10 protein-coding genes are annotated in these 14,788 nt (G+C 41.3%); 5 read left to right on the top strand and 5 right to left on the bottom strand.

The window, feature by feature from the left end; genetic code table 11:
- Positions 1 to 712: 712 nt before the first annotated feature.
- Entirely contained in the window at positions 713 to 1,447 is a 735-nt protein-coding gene (locus tag ACK2WI_RS05790; protein WP_093097124.1) for an SIMPL domain-containing protein, read from the bottom strand.
- 99 nt (positions 1,448 to 1,546) lie between these two features.
- Here ACK2WI_RS05790 and ACK2WI_RS05785 point away from each other — a divergent pair, with 99 nt between their 5' ends.
- Entirely contained in the window at positions 1,547 to 4,342 is a 2,796-nt protein-coding gene (locus ACK2WI_RS05785) for a S9 family peptidase (protein ID WP_409150037.1), read from the top strand.
- Between the two features lie 202 nt (positions 4,343 to 4,544).
- Positions 4,545 to 6,734, top strand: coding sequence for a glutamine synthetase III (locus ACK2WI_RS05780; RefSeq protein ID WP_409150036.1), 2,190 nt, complete (start codon positions 4,545 to 4,547; stop codon positions 6,732 to 6,734).
- 515 nt (positions 6,735 to 7,249) lie between these two features.
- Here ACK2WI_RS05780 and ACK2WI_RS05775 read toward each other — a convergent pair.
- The 3 genes from ACK2WI_RS05775 to ACK2WI_RS05765 form a co-directional block, all read right to left on the bottom strand.
- Positions 7,250 to 7,441, bottom strand: coding sequence for a hypothetical protein (locus ACK2WI_RS05775; RefSeq protein WP_409150035.1), 192 nt, complete (start codon positions 7,439 to 7,441; stop codon positions 7,250 to 7,252).
- A 151-nt stretch (positions 7,442 to 7,592) separates the two neighbouring features.
- Entirely contained in the window at positions 7,593 to 8,045 is a 453-nt protein-coding gene (locus ACK2WI_RS05770; RefSeq protein WP_409150034.1) for a putative quinol monooxygenase, read from the bottom strand.
- 62 nt (positions 8,046 to 8,107) lie between these two features.
- On the bottom strand, positions 8,108 to 9,232 hold the full coding sequence (locus ACK2WI_RS05765) for an aldo/keto reductase (RefSeq protein WP_409150033.1): 1,125 nt from the start codon (positions 9,230 to 9,232) through the stop codon (positions 8,108 to 8,110).
- Between the two features lie 203 nt (positions 9,233 to 9,435).
- On the opposite strand from ACK2WI_RS05765, the gene ACK2WI_RS05760 reads away from it, so the two are divergent.
- Both ACK2WI_RS05760 and ACK2WI_RS05755 read left to right on the top strand, forming a co-directional pair.
- Positions 9,436 to 10,272, top strand: coding sequence for an MBL fold metallo-hydrolase (locus ACK2WI_RS05760; protein WP_409150032.1), 837 nt, complete (start codon positions 9,436 to 9,438; stop codon positions 10,270 to 10,272).
- 7 nt (positions 10,273 to 10,279) lie between these two features.
- The gene (locus ACK2WI_RS05755) at positions 10,280 to 11,248 is read left to right on the top strand and encodes a helix-turn-helix transcriptional regulator (protein WP_409150031.1); all 969 of its coding nucleotides are present in this window, start codon (positions 10,280 to 10,282) and stop codon (positions 11,246 to 11,248) included.
- Between the two features lie 9 nt (positions 11,249 to 11,257).
- On the opposite strand, the gene ACK2WI_RS05750 is transcribed toward ACK2WI_RS05755, so the two are convergent.
- Entirely contained in the window at positions 11,258 to 12,616 is a 1,359-nt protein-coding gene (locus tag ACK2WI_RS05750; protein ID WP_093097800.1) for a Gfo/Idh/MocA family protein, read from the bottom strand.
- Between the two features lie 829 nt (positions 12,617 to 13,445).
- Here ACK2WI_RS05750 and ACK2WI_RS05745 point away from each other — a divergent pair.
- The gene (locus tag ACK2WI_RS05745) at positions 13,446 to 14,528 is read left to right on the top strand and encodes an IS110 family transposase (protein ID WP_409150030.1); all 1,083 of its coding nucleotides are present in this window, start codon (positions 13,446 to 13,448) and stop codon (positions 14,526 to 14,528) included.
- Positions 14,529 to 14,788: the final 260 nt, after the last annotated feature.

Below are 14,788 nucleotides of genomic sequence, written 5' to 3'. Positions count from 1 at the left end.
GGAAGTCGCGCAAAAACGATGTTCGATTAATCGAACATCGTTTTTGCATTAATCCTTTATAGTTCAATACCAATTCTAAAATAATTCTGCCCTTCCAGGGCAGTAGTTCGACAAAAGAGAAATTAATCAGGAAAATAAATATGGGACTAAATGGCTAGAAACACAGTTCTACCAAACTTGTCATTGGTTGGCCTGCCCGAAGGGTCTCGGAACTATGCAGGCTTCACAAAAAACAGTTTTCTCATCTTGCGATTCGAAATGACCCGCATCCCTAAATAAATAAGAAATAGATTCTTCGTTTTACTCTAATTCCCTCTCAAGAGGGTTCCAATTCTGAACGATTAGTGAAGAATCTGTACGTGAATGCCTCAACATGTTCTTGTCATTCTTGATCGAAGATCAAGGACCTGTTCGCCTATGAAATTAGGTTTGCATAGTTCCAAGATTCTTCCTGCGTCAGAATGACACCGTGGCGGAAACCGAAAATGTAGGAAAGCACGTATTACAAACCTATTATTTATTCGAAATATGAAGCGGGCGAATGCGATTCGCCCCTACGGAAATATGATTAAATATAGTCTTAGAAACTACGTTCAAACCATGATCTTGGTCCATCCTCTCATCCTCGGTGGGTGAGCGGAGTCGAACCCCAATCCTGGTTCAAATATCAAGTCCACCACAAGTCTAAATACTAAATACTATATACTAAATACTACTCCGATAAATAACTCGTTTTCACCGTAATATTCGCGGTTTTCTTTCTTGAGGTCACATTAAAGGCACCACCATAGGAATACTCTTCGTTTTCGTTCTGGCCGGTGATCTGGAAGATACCTAAATCTGCTTTCACAAGGGATCCCAATGAAGATCCAGCTTCTTTGGCAATATTTTCAGCTCTAACTTTTGCGTTTTGGGACGCTTCGGAGATTAATTTTAATTTCAGGTCTTCAAGGCCAGAGAAATAGTAGTTTGGCGCATTGGAAGCCAACTCCACACCTTGCGAAATCAAAGTGGAGATTTCACGGGATGCATTAGCCACTTTATCTAAATCTTTCGACTCAATGGAAACATTTTGGGAAAGGCTATATCCTGTAAAAGTATTGAAACTATTACCGTTTTGGTCGGTATGGTAGTTAAAATCACGGGCAATATTAACGGCATTGAACAAAATTTCCTTCTCGTTTATTCCTTGTCGAACCAAAAAGTCTTTCACCAACTCACGGTCCCGCTTCAATTGTTCAGAGGCCTCGCTCAAATCCATGGATTTACGGCTAAATACCGCAGACCATTTCACTATATCAGACTCAAAATTGGTCATCGCATTACCGGTCACATTAATCGTATTGGAATTTTTGTACTTATACTTATAGGCATTACCAAAGATCATAGCAAAAACAATGATGGAAAGGCCGGCGATAATACTGATAATAATCCCTGTGTTTTTCATATAAAGCGTGTTAATGTGATTATACTAAAATTGTTATCCTTTAACCTAACCTAAGTTAACAAATTTTGGGTATTATTGGAATTCCAAACATCAAATTATATGAAACGTAAATTTGGCTTAATACTTCTTGGTTTAAGTGCAATTTCCCTAACGTATGCACAGAAAAAACCAATCGATCACACTGTTTATGATTCCTGGAATGTTATCAGTAAACCCGAGATCAGCAAATCTGGAAATCTTATTTTTTATAGCATTACTCCACAAGAGGGCGATGCCACTGCCATCTTAAAAAATGCCAACAACCAAAATCTGATTCAAATCCCTCGAGGAGCAGATTTAAAGTTGACCAAAGATGAAAAACATTTGGTCAGCTTAATCAAAGCTCCTTTCCAAGAGGTTAGACAGGCAAAGATCAAGAAAAAGAAACCTGATGAAATGCCAAAGGACTCTCTTTTGGTCTTCAATATCGCAAAGAACCAGACCAATAAATTTGGACAGGTCAAATCATATAAAATCGCCCGAAATGGAAATGATTTTGTTGCCTTCCTGCATGAAACTAAACTTCCAAGTACTTCGGATAGCAGCAAAACAAAGTCGGGATCAAAAAAAGACAAACCCACTCCTACTTTAACCGTCCTAAATTTAAATACGGCCGACACAAGCAATATTCTAAAAGCGGATAGTTACGAATGGAGTGATGATGGAAAGTTCCTAGTTTACTCCATTAAAGGTCCTGAAAAAGATTCCTTAAATGAATCTGGTCTATTTATTATGGACTTGGCAAATAAGTCCAAGAAGAAAATCAGCTCAGGAAAAGGAAACTATAAAAACATACAGTTTGACGACGCTACAAAGCAATTGAGTTTCTTGGCGGACAAAACAGCAGAAAAATCACTATTGAAAGAATTTAAGCTCTACTATTATACTGCATCCCAAGATTCAGCAGTGATATTGGCCGATAGAAATTCAAATGGGATTCCTCAAAACTGGTTTGTTTCTGGCGATGGTGCCTTAACCTTTAGCAAATCAGGCAAAAGACTATTTTTCGGTCTGGCTCCTATCCCAAGAGTAAAGGATACCACCTTGGTAGAATTCGAACATGCAAAAGTGGATATCTGGCATTGGCAAGATGACTATCTGCAACCTATGCAATTGGTAAACTTAAAAAGAGATCTTTCTAGGAACTATACGGCTATGATTAATTTAGCCTCCAATAGAAATGTTATCCCCCTATCGGATGAAACCTTCAATAGAATCTCCTTAACAGGCGATGCCGACAATGAATGGGCAATGGCGACTTCTGACAAGGAATACAGGATAGAGACCCAATGGGAAGGTGGTATGCGTTCCGATATTTATGCAATCTCTACCTTAACCGGCAAAAATAAATTGGTTACTAAATCAAATTCCGGATACGCCTCCTTATCTCCGAATGGAGATTACATTGTCTACTTCAACCGTAGCAATGGCAATTGGTACAGCTTCAATATTGCCTCGGAAAGTACCAACCAATTAAATGAAGGATTGCAAGTAAGCTTCGTGGATGAAGAAAATGATGTTCCAGCTGCTCCAGGACCCTACGGAATTGCAGGTTGGTCCAAAGATGGCAAAAACATCTTCATCAATGATCGATATGATATCTGGAAGCTGAGCCTGGATGGTAAAACCAAAACTAATCTAACTAATGGCCAAGGACGACAAAACCAGATGGTTTATCGTATTGAAGAACTGTTCAAAAATGATGATCCTAGAATCAATCATAACCAGATCGATGAATCAAAGGCCATTTTCTTAAATGGTTTCAATAAAATAGATAAAAACCAAGGTCTATATAAATTAGGTAAGAAAGACATCAGCAAGTTATGGTCAGGTCCTCATACCTATAGAATGCTTAGCGCGGATGAAAAATTAAACAAGGTCATTTATACCAAGGAAGATTACCAGCATTCTCCAGACCTTTATCTATTGGCCAACTTTAAAAACGAAACTAGGCTATCTGATATTAATCCTCAACAGGCAAATTATAACTGGGGAACAGCAGAATTGGTTCATTGGACAACCCCTAAAGGATATAAATCCGAAGGTATCCTATATAAACCAGAAGATTTCGACCCTAACAAGAAATATCCTATTATCGCTTATTTCTATGAAACCTTATCTGATGGGCTATATACCTACCAAGCTCCAGCTCCAACCCCATCGCGTTTGAACATCCCTTATTTTGTAAGTAATGGCTATTTGGTCTTTGCTCCAGATATCCGTTATGAAACTGGTTACCCAGGTAGATCCGCTGAAGAATTTATTAATTCAGGAATGCATTACCTAGCTAGGAACCATAATTGGGTTGATTCAACCAAAATGGGAATCCAAGGACAAAGCTGGGGTGGTTACCAAGTTGCCCACCTGATCACTCGCACCAATATGTATGCTGCAGCCTGGGCTGGTGCTCCGGTTGTCAATATGACTTCTGCTTATGGTGGAATCCGTTGGGGAACTGGAATGTCTAGACAGTTCCAATATGAAAATACCCAAAGCCGCATCGGAAAACCATTATGGAAAGCTAGGGACTTATATATCGAGAACTCACCCCTATTCTTTATGGATAAGGTGAACACTCCGGTTGCTATTATGCACAATGACAATGATGGAGCAGTGCCTTGGTACCAGGGTATTGAATTCTTCACAGCTTTGCGAAGGCTGAATAAACCGGTGTGGTTATTGAATTATAATGGTGATGACCATAACTTAATCCAAAGACAGAACCGAAAAGACATCCAAATCCGCGAAGCTCAATTCTTTGATCACTTCCTAAAAGGAAAAGCAGCTGCTAATTGGATCAAGAAAGGTGTCAAAGCAACTGAAAAAGGTATAGATTGGGGACTTGAAGTCGACTAATTTTACAAAACTCCATTAAAACAGGTGGTAATTTCTAGAAATTACCACCTGTTTTTGATAAAAAACACTAAATATCTTCAGTTTTTTCATTTTTTTTCAAAAATTTTATCCAAGTAAATTGTTTTTACTATACTTTTGATAAAAATTCAGAAGAAATAATTCAGTAATCAACAAAAACTTAAGTATATTTAATATTAACAGCATGTTAAACTCCAGACTATCCGCAGTTGAAACTGCCTCAAAGCACATGTTCAATGAAACTACTGAGGTAAATTCAGAACGCGCCATTCACATTTTTAACAAAAATGTGTTCAGCATCTCAAAAATGAGAGATTACCTTCCAAAGTCTACTTTTAGCGAATTAAAATCATCTATTGACGAAGGCAAACAAATCAGCAGAGAATTAGCGGACTTCATCGCACAAGCTATGAAAACTTGGGCCCTAGAAAATGGTGCTTCGCACTATACCCACTGGTTCCAACCTTTGACTGGATCAACAGCTGAAAAACACGATGCTTTTTTCGAACCAGACTCTGACGGAAGCGCAATCGAGAAATTTAATGCAGATGCATTGGTGCAACAAGAACCAGATGCTTCTTCTTTCCCGAATGGCGGTATCCGTAATACTTTCGAAGCAAGAGGTTATACTGCTTGGGATCCTTCATCCCCTGCCTTTATCTTTGAAACTGGTGCTGGCAAAACCTTATGTATCCCTACCGTATTCGTTTCATACACGGGCGAATCCCTAGATTACAAAGCGCCTTTACTAAAAGCTATCGCTTCTATTGACAAAGCTGCAACTGATGTTGCTCAGTATTTTGATAAAGCCGTTACCAAAGTAAATGCTTCTTTAGGTATCGAACAAGAATATTTCTTGGTTGACCTTGCCTTATATAATGCTCGTCCTGACCTACAATTGACTGGAAGAACCTTATTCGGACACATGTCAGCTAAAGGACAACAATTAGAAGATCATTACTTCGGAGCAATTCCGGAACGTGTATTAGCGTACATGGTTGATCTTGAAAACGAAGCCTTGAAATTAGGTATCCCTTTGAAAACTCGTCACAACGAGGTTGCTCCTTCTCAATTTGAATGTGCGCCTATGTTTGAAGAGATCAACTTGGCTATCGACCATAACCAATTGTTGATGAACGTAATGGAACAAATTGCCATTCGTCATAACTTCAAAGTTTTATTGCACGAAAAACCATATAGCGGAGTTAACGGATCTGGAAAACACAATAACTGGTCATTGATCACCAATACTGGTGTGAACCTGCTGTCTCCTGGCAAAACGCCTAAAAACAACTTGATGTTCTTGACTTTCTTCGTGAATACCATCAAAGCTGTTTATGAGCATGCAGATTTATTGAGAGCATCTATTGCAAGTCATTCCAATGACCACCGTCTTGGTGCCAATGAAGCTCCTCCAGCAATCATCTCTATCTTCTTAGGTTCTCAATTAGATGAAATCCTTGAAGAGGTAGAATCTGCTCGCGTTGCCAAAAAAGTTAAGGCTGATGCTAACTTATGGCACGGTATCCCAAAAATTCCTGATTTGAAATTGGACAACACCGACCGTAACCGTACTTCTCCTTTTGCTTTCACCGGCAATAAATTTGAGTTCCGCGCAGTTGGTTCTTCTGCAAACTCGGCATTGCCAATGACCATCTTGAATGCAATCGTTGCTACACAATTGATTGAATTCAAAACAGAGGTTGATAAACAAATCAAAAAAGGAATTAAAAAAGACCTTGCGATCTTAAACGTAGTTCGTAAATATATCAAAGATTCAAAAGCGATCCGTTTCGAAGGAAATGGTTATAGCGAAGAATGGGAAATCGAAGCAGCAGGTAGAGGTCTTTCTAACATCAAATCAACGCCAAAAGCACTTGATGTTTATGTAAAACCAGAATCTCTTGAGCTTTTCGAAACCCTAGGAATCTTCTCAAGACGTGAATCGGAAGCAAGACATGAGATCTTATTGGAGAACTTCTTCAAGAAACTTCAGATTGAAGCTCGTGTGATTGGCGATGTGGTAACTAGCCAAATTGCTCCTGCATGTCTGATCTATCAAAACCAATTGATTGAAAACGTAAAAGGCCTTAAAGATTTAGGTCTAAGCAAAGAAGCTTATAGTTCACAACTGAACTATGTTGAACGTATCTCCAAGCATGTGAACATTATCCTTGAACAAGCCGAGGAAATGCGTCAAGCCCGTAAAAAAGCAAACACCATCGAAGACATGCGCGAAAAAGCAATCGCTTACGACGAAGTCGTAAAACCATTCTTCGACGAAATCCGCTACCATGTCAACAAACTTGAAAAAATCGTTGATGACGCAAAATGGCCTTTGCCAAAATTACGCGAATTGCTTTTTATCCACTAAGCATTAACTAAACAAGAAACAATAACCATTAAGGGGCTTCTGCAAAGATTGCCCCTTTTTTTGTGGAGGGGAGTGGGAACAAAACGCAGTTTTGCACCACTTTCGTAGGGGTTTATTGCATAAACCCGCTTTTGAACCAGGATGCCCTTCGACGCCGCTCAGGGTACGGGATAAGAGGATGGACTAAGATCAAAAGCCAGTATTACCGAAATGTTGGTAGGGGTTTATTGAATAAACCCGCTGCATATTTTGAATAAATATCGCGGATTACATTGGCGTACAGGTTCTTTACCTTCGGTAAAGAATGACACGCATTAATAATAGAGAACCGTACAGATTCTTCACTAATCGTTCAGAATCAAAATGTCCTAAAGAGGGAATCACAGTAAAACGAAGAATCTATTTTTTGTTTTTTATGGATCGTTGTAATTGCGAAATCGTAAGATGAGCAAACTATTTTTTGGTGATTTTAAGGTTTGGATAAAGGTTTTATTCGCCCTATGGTTGAAATTATTTTAGGTTTGTAAGTGGTGAGCGTATGCGGTATCGATATTGAAAAACCAATCCCAAATCAACAATCCTGTGCCGGGTCTCGACTCCGCTCGACCATCGGAATTATACTTGGTCCATCCTCCAATCCCGTTTGGCGAGCGGAGTCGAGTCACATCCTGGTTCAAAACCAGTTCTTGGTCCATCCTCTTATCCATTCCATCCTGGTTCAAAAAAAAGAGGGGATTTCCCTTTCCCCTCAATTGATGCTATTCTTTAATAAAATAACAAACTAACTCCTCAAATATCCCACTTCTAGCCTTGTTATTTTTACACTTATTACGGTTTCAGATACCACAATTACAGTTTTTACCTTTTCTCTTCTGCAATACCCTCTTTAATAAAGATCTTCTTGATCAGGCTCACATCTAAGGTATTCATATCTACCAATTTCAAATCCTTGATCATTTTCAAGGTGGTGGTTTTATAATGCTGGAAATGTTTGGACTTGATATGGTCCTCATAGGCTTTTTGATCTCTATAGATTTCGAGAATCCTGATCTTATATTTTTCAGCCTGGATCTCCATCGGGAAAATTGAAATCACTCCTTCCTCCTTCTCCACGGACTCGCGAGCTCCATAGAGCAAGATTTCCTTATATTCTTCCCAGTATTCTGGAATTACCTCAATTTCTGCTATCCTAACCAAGTGAATTTGTTTATTTCCACCCAAATCCACAGCTTTTTCCTGCGAAAAGAGATTTCCAAAAGAAAAAACCAGAATAAAACCTAATAAATACCTCAAATTCAACTTAATTTCCATAGCGTGATTTATTTTCTTCAATTATAACCCAAATAATATCAGAATTGTTGGGTTTACAAACCTTAATTATTGATCTGGCTTGCCTGTTGGCCAACTGCTCGCTCGCCTACAATCTTGATTTTGTCCAATGCAGCAGTCAACTCCTTCAATTCTTCAGGTTTAAATTGAAATTCTCTCGAATCAAAATTTTCCTTCAAATGAGCCAGTTTGGTGGTTCCTGGGATCGGAACGATAAATGGTTTTTGTGCCAATAACCAAGCTAGAGCTACCTGAGCGACGGTCAAACCACGCAAGTCTCCAAAATCCTTCAGCACATCAATCAGAGTCCAATTGGCGATAATGGCATCCTTTTGATAGCGCGGCAAAGCTGGTCGATTATCATTATTCGCATTGTACTTGGTTCGTTCATTGATATAACCTGTAATCAAACCCCTACTCAATGGACTATAAGGAACAAAACCTATCCCTAACTCCTCACAGACAGGTATCACTGTGGTTTCAGGTTGGCGGGTAACCAAGGAATATTCACTTTGCAAAGCCGTCACTTGTTGTACAGCATGGGCTTTCCTAATATTTTCTGCACTGGCTTCACTCAATCCAAAGTTCCTGACTTTCCCGGACTGGATTAATTCTTTTACCGTTCCGGCAACATCCTCCATCGGCACATTCGGGTCAACCCGATGTTGGTACAATAGATCAATATAATCAGTCTTTAAACGCTTCAAGGATTGATCGACAACCTTTCTGATCGTTTCTGGTCTGCTATCCAATCCTTTCGCCGGTGTGCCGTCCACAAAACCAAACTTGGTAGCAATCAATATTTCCTTTCGAATAGGCTGTAAGGCCTCTCCTACTAATTCTTCATTAATCCATGGGCCATAAGCCTCGGCAGTATCAAAGAAATTAATACCCAATTCAGCTGCCTTTCTTATTAGATTTATGCTTACCTGACGGTCAGGAACGAAACTTCGGTGATAACTCATACCCATACAGCCTAAACCAAATGCGGATACTTCCAATTGATGTTTTCCAGATCCTAACAGCCTCTTTCCTGTTTCCTGAAAATTGAGGCTACTGTCTTTATTTATTTCCATGGTTGAACTAGCAAATAAAACATTGGTGCTGATCAGTCCCAATCCTGCTAATGCTCCATTCTTTAAAAACTCTCTACGATTGTTTGTTCTCATATTCTCTGATGGTTTAATGTATTCCAAAGGTCTGTAGAATAAACAATTAAATGCTTATATGGATTACAGGATTAACTACCAATTTTACTTTTGACTTTCATTATACCGAAAATCTCAAATTATACTTGGTTTAGCCGACATAAAACATCAATTTTATAATACTTGGCTTACCTGCCAAATGAGAACATTAAATGTAATCACAAATGAAACTACATAGCATAGATACTGGATTTTTCAAATTAGATGGTGGTGCCATGTTTGGCGTTGTACCAAAAAGCCTCTGGCAGAGAACGAATCCAGCTGACGAAAACAACTTATGTACCTGGGCAAACCGTTTGATGCTTATTGAGGATGGCAAGCGATTGACCCTGGTCGATACTGGGATCGGCGACAAGCAGGATGAAAAATTCTTTAGCCACCTCCATATGCATGGCGACGACACTTTGGATAAGTCTTTAGCTAAACTTGGTTTCCACCGTGATGACATTACGGATGTGGTCTTGACCCATTTGCATTTTGACCATTGTGGTGATGCCATTAAAAGAGAGGGTGATAAGCTGCTGCCGGCATTTAAGAATGCAAGGTATTGGTCGAATAAAGAGCATTGGGAGTGGGCCGTAAATCCGAATCCTAGGGAAAAAGCGTCCTTTTTAAAGGAGAATATCATACCTATCCAAGAAAGTGGTCAGCTCAATTTCATCGATATTGAAAGCCCACAATACGATACAGAGATCCAAATGCGCTTTGCTTATGGCCATACCGAGGCTATGATGCTTCCACAGATCCAATATAAAGGCAAAACCATTCTCTACATGGCAGACTTGCTTCCTTCTGTAGGCCATATTCCAATTGCTTATGTCATGGGTTATGATGTCAGACCATTGGTTACCATGCAGGAAAGACAAGATTATTGGAAAGAGATCGTTGATAATGAATATATCATGTTCTTCGAGCATGATTCCGTAAATGAATGCGCAACATTGCAGTACACTGAAAAAGGAATTAGACTGAAAGACACTTTTAAATTAAGCGAAATCTAAGCTATTCATGTCCGTAGATATCAAGAAAAGATTCGACCGTATTGTTGAGATATTGATTCAATTACAATCCAAAAGGATTGTAAAGGCGCAGGAATTGGCCGATCGATTTGATGTCAGCCTACGAACCATATATAGGGATATCAAAAGCTTGGAACAAGCTGGAGTCCCCCTCATTGGCGAAGCTGGAATGGGTTATAGCATCATGGATGGCTATCGGCTCCCGCCGGTCTCCTTCAGTAAGGAAGAAGCCCTTTGCTTTGTCGCCACGGAGAAACTAGCCGAGAAATACCTGGATCAAGCTGGTTTCTCGCTTTACTCTTCCGCATTGATGAAGATCAAGGCGATATTAAAGAGCAATGACCAAGACATGGTGACCAATATGCAGGAACAGATCATCATGCGGAAACAGCATGTACCGATCTTCCCTGAAAAGGTACCCCATGTATTGAGCAGCACCATTGAAGCCATTGCCAATAAAACCCAGATCCAAATTGAATACCAAGGTATCAAGGATGATGAAGCCATCCTCAGGATAATCGAACCTATCGGCATTGTCCACGAGATAGGCTTTTGGTATATCGTTGCTTATTGCCTTCAACGGATGGACTTCAGGCAGTTCAGGAGTGATCGAATAGCCCAGGTAACAGCACTGGAAAATAAGTTCAGCAAAAGACATATCAGCATTGAGGAATATATGTCGACCCAGAAATCCCCAGAGCTACCCAAGATTAAATCCAAGATTCTGGTTAGCCGTGATTTTGCTCCCTTTATGCGTTGGCAAAGAAATACTTATGGATATGTATCTGAAGCTAAGGTTGGGGATAAAATTGAGATGGTTTTTGAAAGCCGGGACATCGAACATGAGTTCCCTAGATGGCTGATGATGTTTGGGGACCAGATAGAAATAAAAGAGCCTGAAGAGCTTAAGCACAGCTTTAATAAACTCCTTCAGGCTATACAAAACAACATAAAATAGTATTTCTTTTTAAGCGCCTTGGTATGGATGTTTCCAAGGTGCCCTATATTCTCTTTTTAATCTTTTTGTAGCTTCTTCATCGCCCACACAGACCTTCTTCTCCGGATCATATACCAATGGACGATTTAATTCCATGGACAGATTGGCCAAGATACAGGAAGCTGTAGAGATATGCCCTTGAAGGACATCTGCTACGGGTAATGTATTGGTATCGATTGCCGACAGAAGATTCCGCATCTGCCCTCTGGTTGCTGGCGCTGCATTGAGCTCAATCCGAGGTTCTTTCAGATCTTCAGGATACTTTTCCCTTTCATAGACCACATCTCGAACGATCTTCTCCCCTTTTGTTGGGATAAATTCCCATTTCATGGTACTTCCCTTGAGTGTTCCCTTATCGCCATAGATCACAAAAGCCCAAGGGAATTCAGGATCTGCCGGCGTGCCCCATGTACGGTGGGTCCAGACACAATTCAGGTCATCGTATTCAAAAATAGCCGTTTGGGTATCGGCAATATTGGATTTTGCTTCTTTTTGCACATAGATCCCTCCCGTTGCCGATATCTTTTTGGGCCAGCCCAAACCTAAGATCCAACGTACCGTATCAAACATATGGACACACATATCGCCCGTGATCCCATTACCGTACTCCATAAATGCGCGCCACCAGCCACCATGCGGAAGCCCATCATAAGGCCTCAATGGCGCAGGTCCTGTCCACATTTCATAATCCAAAAAATCCGGAACCGGTTCTTCAGGCGGATTGGCATTGCTTTTCATATGGTAATAACAGCACATTTCAACATGTGAAATCTTTCCCAACAATCCTTTCTCTACTATATTTTCCTTGGCATCGATCATGTGCGGCGTACTTCTACGCTGTGTACCGATCTGAACCTTTCTATTATGCTTTCTAGCCGCAGCAACTACCGCCTCTCCCTCCAGCACATCCACACTGATGGGCTTTTGCAGATACACATGTGCACCCGATTCAATGGCTGCAATACCGATCAAGGCATGCCAATGATCTGGAGTGCCCACCAACACCAAATCCAGCTTATTCTCGGCCAACAGCTTCCTATAATCGGAATACTTCTTTGGAACCTTCTTCGATTTCTGTTTTTGGGAAATCAGCTCTGCAGCCTCCTCCAAATGCTTTTTGTCCACATCACAAACCGCAACTACCTCTACATCGCTTACTTGTAGCAACCTAAACAGGTCACTTTTTCCATACCAACCGGCACCAATCAAGGCAACAGTTCTTGCTTTTAAGATCTCCGCTGCAAAGCCCGCCTGCTGCAAGGCTGCAATGGACAATAAGGCACCAGTCCCAAAAATAAATTGCCTGCGATTGAGGTTTATATTTCCCATAAGGATAGAGGTTTTAAGGTTTATAGCTTTTAAGATAGGCAAAAATTAGGTAATAGACAATAGATATGAGATATGAGATATGAGACATTTTCTGGCGGAATATGTATTCCGTTTCGTGGGGGTTTGAACCAGGATGTTCGGGATGGGAGGATAGACCAAGATCAATTCCAAAGTTCGAGCGGTAACTCGGATTCGATTGGGGAGCACACTCAACAAGAATTGACTTTGATTAGGGAGCATATTACTTAATGGGGGATCACCCTCATAATCCCCCACAAGTAACATTTTAATTCAATTTACTAAACGAGAATCTTAGGTTTCAGCAATAAATTACTGGTTGATTATTCGTTCATGTCCTGACGCGCTAACTCATCATTGTATAAACATACTGGACAAACATTAATAACAAAATCTTATTAATGTTGTAATATATTGATTTACATAGATGTAAATCAATAATAGAAATAATATTCTACTGTCTGTATCACAAAAATAGCATAGAAAACAATACAAATAAAATTAATAAGTATATACATATAAAACAAAAACATATTCACCTGATTATCAATGATTAAAAAATTAATAAATCATGTCACATGAGGTTGGGTGGGGTTGATCCAGGATGCCCTTCGACTCACCTTCGACTCCGCTAAGGGAACAGCTCAGGGGACAGGATATGGGGATGGCCCAAGATCAATTTGTCACTGGAAAGTCCCCCGATACTGTAGGCCTTATGTTTGTATTTAGGACGTGCTAACACAAAGAGATAGCATAAGATTATTTGTTTATATTTTTATATAACCAAAATAACAACATAAATCCTAATCTTATGCTACGACAAAATACGGATTTAAATTTTGATGGACAACCGATCTATATCGGAATAGATGTCCATCTAAAGAGCTGGAACGTTGCGATCTACAGCAAGGACCTGTTCCTTAAGTGCATCCACCAGGAATCCAACGTTGGGGTCCTGGTGGACCATCTCTGGAAACATTATCCCGGAGCCTCCTACCATTCGGTATATGAGGCGGGATTCTGCGGTTTCTGGATCCATCGCGAACTCCAGGCGCACGGGGTCCACAACATCGTGGTCAATCCCGCCGATGTCCCCAGCACCCAGAAGGAGCTGCTCCACAAGAGCGATCCGATAGATAGCAAGAAACTGGGCAGGGCCCTTCGGGCCGGTGTTTTACGGGGGATATACGTCCCTTCGCCCGATTGTGAGGACGCCAGGTCCCTAGTGCGGCTGCGCCATTCCACGGTGAGGGAGATCGGCAGGATGAAGAACCGGCTGAAGTCATTCCTGTACACCAATGGCATCAGCTACCCCGAGGCCTTCCTGCACAACGGGACGCACTGGTCCAGGCGGTTCATGGCGTGGCTGAAGGAGGATGTCCACATCAAGGGCGAATTTGGCAGGCGGACCCTGGAGCTGCTGGTCCGGAAAGTGGAGTACCACAGGGGATTCCTGCTGGAGCTGAACCGGGAACTCAGGAGCATGATGGCCCAGCAGGTGCATGCCGTGGACTACGCGCTGCTGCGCTCTGTCCCGGGCATCGGTCCGGTGACGGCCATGAGCCTGCTGGTCGAGCTGGAGGACATCCGGCGGTTCGCCAACAGCGACCACCTGGCCAGCTTTATCGGCATCGTGCCGACCAGGCACAGTTCAGGTGAGCGTGACCCGGACGGAGAACTGACCTTCCGCAGGCACGAGCTGCTGAGGCGGATGCTGGTCGAGGCATCCTGGATCGCCGTGCGGAACGACCCGGTGCTGGCCCTGGGCTTTTCAAAGGCCTGCCTGAAGATGAAAAAGAACCTGGCGATCATCAAGGTCGCAAGGAAACTGGTCAACCGGATAGCGTATGTGCTGAGGACCAGGGAAAAATATGTTATTGGAGTAGTGAAATGACGGTACTTGGATAGACACAAAAAAATTGGGTGACCGCTATACGCCCCTTGCGGCATTGCGTCCGCTCTCATTGTAGTTTGCGGCACCCATACTTTACAAACTGAAAAAGACACTGCAGCCATAGGTCTGCTCATAGAAGGTTGTTTGAAAAGTAACTGTCATATCGCAGCTGTTGGAAAAACCATCAGCCGGGCAACCTTTGGCCCAAAGCAAGGGAAAGGGAAAGGAAAAACAACCATAGAGGCAAATAATCAAGAAAA

Source organism: Sphingobacterium sp. BS-2, assembly GCF_046161205.1.
GTDB classification, from domain to species: domain Bacteria; phylum Bacteroidota; class Bacteroidia; order Sphingobacteriales; family Sphingobacteriaceae; genus Sphingobacterium; species Sphingobacterium mizutaii.
This window is presented reverse-complemented; position numbering and strand designations above follow the sequence as displayed.